A 6,295-nucleotide genomic window follows, 5' to 3' on the forward strand; every position below is an offset into this window, starting at 1 on the left:
GGGAGAGAAATGATTGTAAACGCGCAGTCGGGAGATTGAGACGTGATTATCGATCAGGAATATTGCGACTTTGATGCGTCAACCAGACGGCTGACAGTGTTTCTCGGCAGGGCTTTTGGTAATCCGGGAGACCAGGTGAGGCTGCGGTCATGGGAAGAGGGCGGGGGTATCGAGGTCAGGCAGGGGCGGGAGTGGCAACGCAATGACGAGGCTTTCGACTACCCCGTCTCCTCCGCAGAGGTTGTGGAACTCGATGCGCATCATCCCGTCAGGGCCTATTACGATACGCTTCCGGGAAATGCGGCCCAGGTTCTCCAGCAGTTCACCTCACATCAGTGCCGGCTGATTCATGTGCTGCGGCAATACCCACAGAGTGAAGAGATGGCCAGTTCAGCCCCCATTTTGTGCTGGGCGGCGTCCTCTCTTCTGGGTGCATCACCGAGCAAAGGCGAGATCGAATCATTATTTGGAAGTCGGCGCAACCTCATTCTTGAAAGATTCTGTGGCATCGGGAGCGCGTCTCGTCTGAAATTTCTTACAAAGATTCGCGATTTTTCCTATCAGCATGAAGACCTGCGGCTGTTGAAAGGCATGCTCCGCCATGAACGTCTCATGATCAAGCTGCGTCATGTCCGGATGATCAACTGGCCCGTCCTGCGACTGTTTTACAAACAGCCATATATCCTGGAAATGAAGTGCGCACTGGATTGCCTCTCGGCAAGTAATTGCGGAGATGCGTTCATGTTTCTGAGCACAGTTGGTATGTACATCAGGGACATCCGGCGCATGTGCCAGACAGCAAGCCTGGAATATCCCTGGGCGAGGATCTGTGCCATGAAGAGCGCCTTTCAAATCAAGAACCTCCATGACGCGATAGCCGTCGAGTTGAGCAGGAAGAACGCGGAGGCTATCATCGAGAAATATGGTGAAGATCTGCCTCCTTCACCCTTGAGAGGAACTGAGAATATTGTTCATATCTCCAAGGTCAGGGAGCTCTTGGTAGAAGGAGAGGAAATGGCGCATTGCGTGGGTGGATATGTGGACCGTGTGATGAGCGGGGATGTTTTCATTTATCGCATTTTCGAACCGGAGAGGGCGACCTTAGAGGTGGAGAGGATGCCGGATGGTAAGTTTCGAATTGTTCAGGTCAAGTTGTATAAAAATAAAAATGTAAGTAATATGACACTTATGTTATTGAAAGACTGGTTAGGAACTAATAGGTGCAATTCTGATCATTCAAAATTTGAAATAATATTGTAATATGTTGTGGGTAATAATTATTATAACTAGTTCAGTGTGTTGTGTAGTTTGGATTCTATGATTTCTTTTATTTTCATAATAGGAGGTTGTGTATGGAAATTTTTGAAGAAGCTGTGCTTGCATACATTTCTGCTGCTCCGGGGAGATTTGTTAAACCTCAGTATGATCTAAAATACAAAGATGGCGTCGGTGGTTCGTGTCCAGATTTTGTGGTAATCGACTATATAAAGAAAACAATATACGTAGTCGAGGTGACAACAGCATCTGATGCGTCTACTATTATTTCCAGAATTCGTGAGCGTGAAACACGGTGGTTCATCCCGCTAAAAATTGAAATGTCGCAATGGAGTGAGTCTTTCGCGGAATGGAATTATCGTGTAACATTGTTTGTTCGTGATTCATTGGTTGATAAAATAAAAAATGAAGCAATGAGTGATGTTTTTGCTATACCTTTCGATGAAAAAATATTTCCGTGGAAGTGGACTTGGAAAGAACAGCAGCCATTAAATCCTCTTGAGTAGTTCGGTGTCATCTGCGTTGAATGGATGTTTAGAACGATCAAGATGTTGATTAAGTGTATTACATGAGCCTACAGCTAGATTTCCTAGCTGATATTCCTGTGAACTAGTCTTGATCTAGTCATGATGCTTCCTGTCATTTGTGTTGTGTCATGGTAGTGAGTGCTAGTAGAGCATTATAGAATATTTCATTTTAGACTTTGGTTGTTATGGTGATTGAGGAATACCCATAAAAGGCTGTGTTTAAAAGTATTAATTGTCAAATTTGTTCGGTATGCCCGGAGCGTAAGATGTGGAGTGAATTTGAGCACATGAAGGGTTTTGAAAAGGAAGCAGATTTGGCTAATATGCATGGCCACCCTCAGGTGTCTTCACGGCTGTACTTTCGTAATGATTTTATGGATGTTGCTCGCGTTGTTAATCCAGAGTTATGCAGAGGTGCTTTTGAGCGACGGCCGTGTGTGAGGAGATTAAGATATATAGGGCAAGAAAATTTTGACCATGATTACAATGGCAGGAATCGGCATTATGTCTACGGGCATATATATAACTCTGTCGATTTTAACGGAGCAACATATTTAATTAAAGAAACAGGTATGATAACCGGAATGGCTTATTTTGAAGTCGTGTTTTAATTTATGTGTATTGACTCATAACAAGGTATAATATTTTTAGTGTCATGACTAGAACAGCGGGTATGTTCTAGTCATGATCATTATAAAATATCGTTGAGGCGTTAGGGAATCAAATCAGGACAATGCAGCATCTGCTTGCATACAAAGGTACGCGACCAGCTGGGGGTGTAAAATATTTTGTGTAAACGGTCAGTTGTCGATAATCGACCCCACAAGGAGACGACATGACCGCACGCAAGCCACTTCCAGTCGACCTGATCGACGCCCTCCTGGCGGACTACAAGAAGCCTGAAGACCTCATCGGCGAGGAAGGCCTTCTCAAGCAACTGACCAAGGCCCTTGTCGAACGCGCCCTCAATGCCGAAATGACCGACCATCTTGGCCATTCAAAGCATGCTCCCGTCGCAAACCCCGGCGGCAATACCCGGAACGGTAAGAGCCGCAAAACCCTCAAAGGCGATTTTGGCGAATTTCCCATTGAAGTTCCCCGTGACCGCCAGGGCACCTTCGAGCCCCAGCTTATCGGCAAGCATCAGACCCGCTGGACGGGCTTCGATGACAAGATCCTGTCCCTCTATGCCCGGGGCATGACCGTCCGCGAGATTCAAGGCCATCTGATGGACATGTACGGGACTGAGGTGTCGCCGACGCTCATTTCCACGGTCACCGACGCGGTCATCGAGGACGTCAAGGCTTGGCAGTCCCGTCCTCTGGAAGCCTTGTACCCCATCGTCTATCTGGATTGCATCCATGTCAAAGTGCGGGACAGCGGGGCCGTGCGTGTCAAAGCCGTGTATCTGGCCTTGGGGATCAACCTGCAAGGCGAGAAGGAGCTGCTCGGCCTTTGGATCGCTCAGACCGAAGGTGCCAAGTTCTGGCTCCAGGTGGTCACGGAACTCAAGAACCGTGGAGTGAACGACATCTTCGTTGTCTGCGTGGATGGCCTCAAGGGCTTTCCTGAGGCCATTGCCGCGGTCTTCCCGTATGCCGACGTCCAACTCTGTCTGGTGCACTTGGTGCGTCACAGCCTCAAGTTCGTGAACTGGAAGCAGCGCAAGGAAGTCGCCGCCGATCTGAGGGCCATCTATACTTCGACGACGGTAGAGTCTGGAGAACAACGACTCACGGAGTTTGAAGAGAAGTGGAACCAGACGCTGGCACCCATCGGGCAATCCTGGCGCAAGAACTGGGAACGGATTATCCCGTTTTTCAGCTATCCCCAGGAAATCCGGAAAGTTATCTATACGACCAACGCTATCGAATCGATCAACATGAGCCTGCGCAAAATCACCAAAAACCGGGGTTCGTTCCCGAGTGACGACTCCCTTGCCAAGCTCTTCTATCTGGCACTACAGAACATCAGTCGGAAATGGACCATGCCAATTCGGGATTGGAAAGCCGCTCTGACCAGATTCAGCATCCAATTCGAAGGCAGGATGATCAACCTCTAACACTGCCGTTTACACAAAATTCCGGACACCCTCGGACCAGCTTGCGCTTCAGTGTCGCCTTTCGCTCCTTGCACGATTCCAAGTTCCACTCCGGAAAAGCATCCGCGTGCATTTGCACTGTCCTGAACTTGCTTCGAAGGCGGTAGGAGGGTAGTTTCACGGTCTTGTAATCCTCATTGCTGATCGAACGATTGAGCGAGCTTTCCAGTACCATGAGGTTTCCGATCCGGTTCAATTCATTTTGCCACAGAGCATGCACCTTGGCGCGTTCGTTTTCGTCTTTGTGGTTCACTGACTCAATGTGCTCGATGTCGATCTCGGTGTCGAAGATCAACTTCCGCATTTCTTTAGCATCAAGTTTATTATCCTCCAACTCATCAAGGAAAGCCACCAGTCGGCACGCCAGCGCCTTTGTTCTCACGTTGTCGGCGATGGAATAATTTTCGAACGCATTCTCGATTTGTTGTTCCTTCTCCGCTGCAGTACTGCGGAGAAAGTTTATCAACTCATCCGCCGTACTCGTCGCTCCTGTTTTGCACATCATTCCAATGATTTTGTGCATGATCGCGTGCGCCTCGTTGACTGCTCTCCAATAAATAATGCTGAACAGCAGTAACAGCTTCCCGAGCTGGATTACAAACCGTTCAGTCAATGCAAGATCAGTGCCGAAACGGTCCCTAAAGAGTACAATTAAATAGTGATATTTTGAATAACGCGACCACAAAATGAAGTCCCACATCGAGCGAGCCTCAGCACTGAGTCCCTCAAGCTGCTCCGACCAGTCAAACCTCACGCCGATCAACCGTTTGAAATCCTCTAGATGCACATCAATACTAAGGCATTTTTCCTGTGGAAAGTTTGGCCATTCATTGATTCGAAGCACTGTATCAAAAAATCGATTAAAAAATACTGCTGCGCCGTAGTCGTGCAGTACATTTTGCATTCCGTGACGTGCAACAAGGACGTGTCTCACCAGTGAGAGAATATCTTCGATGTCGCACACTATTCGCCCAGATTCGCGGTTCCTCAAATCTATCATTTCATAGAGCTTGCTAATGCTATCAAACTCAGTTTCCTCGACATTTCGCATTACCCGCAGGTATTCATAATATCTCACCTTGAAAACATCTCCGCCGTTCAAATCCATTCCGGAGGTATTGATTGCGTCGAATATTTGCAGCGTTTTTGAAAGCGTCGCCCTCGTCTCGATCACCACGAAATAGACTCGGCTCAGAAGATAGGCCGCGAAACGCTCCACATTCAGCGGCACGTTCGCTTCAGGTGCGCCGTCCCCGCAGCCGTTCTCTTCCACCTCCAAGAGCAGTTGCTGAATCACAGACACCATCCGCAGGTAAGGGTTCTGTGTTTCGTCCGGGCTGTTTTGCAGGTCAGCTTCTAGGGCCTCCCGAAGATACCTTTGCTGCTGGCCGCTGCTCACCGCCGTCTCCAACCGGTTGTCGATGTCCAGGTTGGCCCATACCGTGCTCTCTGGTTTGCGTCGACGGAGGATATTTAGCAGGAGGATGAGCGTGCTCATCCGTTGCTGGCCATCGATGACCTCCTGCACCTGTCGCCTGTCCGTCACGTCAAGCAGGCGCTTCTCGGTCAGTTGCATCGTCCCGATGAACATCGGCTCCTCTATGGGGCGGCCATTCATCCCGAGAAAGTTTGCAATCAATTCTCCAAGCAGGCGACGCACTTGCGTCTCCTGCCACGAGTATGGGCGTTGATATACCGGCACACGAAAGATCAGCTTATCCTGCCACAGCACGTCAGCCTTATTCAGCTCATTATGCGCCAGTGTGCAACTTCTCGCCTTGATCTCGAATTGCTGTTTTTCCTCAAAGCACTCACGATGTGTTTTGAAAATTCTTCGAAATTCATCCGCCCGCTCGTTCACGCCGTGGAATGTGCTCACCCGATAGCTGGGCTGCTCTTTGTCGCTCAAGTCTGTAAAGGATACCCTGCAGCCAAGCACTCCATCATCATAGTCGAATCGGCTTAAGTCGGCCTCACTGAAGGCGAGTCCCATCGTGGTCACTGGTTGCGGCGGGCTTGTTGCCAGCCCCATTGCCACCACCCGTTTCGCGTCGGAGATCGCAATGAGGTCACCCACCTCAATTTGCCGGAAGCGATCCTGGAAACGACCCACAAAAACCACGTTGTGCCGACGGAAGATATCAAGCACTGAACTTTCTTTAGTTCCCCTTTCACTCCAGCGCGAAGCAACTTTCCAGACTCGATTCATTGGTATTTTCATATAATACTTGTCCTACTGTCGTTAAATTTTTGCATCATTTCCTGATTGAAGGTGTATGTAATCTACCTTTTTGCAACATATTACTCCGAGCCCTAAACAGTTAACATTTTAGGCTGCGTATCGAACATGTTGTCCGTGGAAATACTTCTGAACAATCGAGGGCCTTCTCTG

5 protein-coding genes are annotated in these 6,295 nt (G+C 48.7%); 4 read left to right on the plus strand and 1 reads right to left on the minus strand.

Translation table 11 applies throughout. The features are described 5' to 3' along the window. Positions 1-42 precede the first annotated feature (42 nt). From H4684_RS21195 to H4684_RS18030, 4 genes are all read left to right on the plus strand, one after another. Complete coding sequence (locus H4684_RS21195) at positions 43-1,260, plus strand: PcfJ domain-containing protein (RefSeq protein WP_192624806.1); 1,218 nt, start codon at positions 43-45, stop codon at positions 1,258-1,260. A 92-nt stretch (positions 1,261-1,352) separates the two neighbouring features. Beyond that, positions 1,353-1,781 (plus strand): hypothetical protein, encoded by a 429-nt coding sequence (locus H4684_RS18020; protein WP_192624807.1) that lies wholly within the window; start codon positions 1,353-1,355, stop codon positions 1,779-1,781. 287 nt (positions 1,782-2,068) lie between these two features. Beyond that, positions 2,069-2,413, plus strand: a complete 345-nt coding sequence (locus H4684_RS18025; RefSeq protein WP_192624808.1) for a hypothetical protein — start codon at positions 2,069-2,071, stop codon at positions 2,411-2,413. 224 nt (positions 2,414-2,637) lie between these two features. Next, entirely contained in the window at positions 2,638-3,864 is a 1,227-nt protein-coding gene (locus H4684_RS18030) for an IS256 family transposase (protein ID WP_192624809.1), read from the plus strand. Here the strand turns inward: H4684_RS18030 and H4684_RS18035 are convergent. Further along, entirely contained in the window at positions 3,854-6,124 is a 2,271-nt protein-coding gene (locus H4684_RS18035; protein WP_192624810.1) for a DUF262 domain-containing protein, read from the minus strand. The two genes, H4684_RS18030 and H4684_RS18035, sit on opposite strands and share 11 nt — an antisense overlap. Between the last annotated feature and the right edge of the window lie 171 nt (positions 6,125-6,295).

The organism is Desulfomicrobium macestii (genome assembly GCF_014873765.1).
GTDB classification, from domain to species: Bacteria; Desulfobacterota; Desulfovibrionia; order Desulfovibrionales; family Desulfomicrobiaceae; genus Desulfomicrobium; species Desulfomicrobium macestii.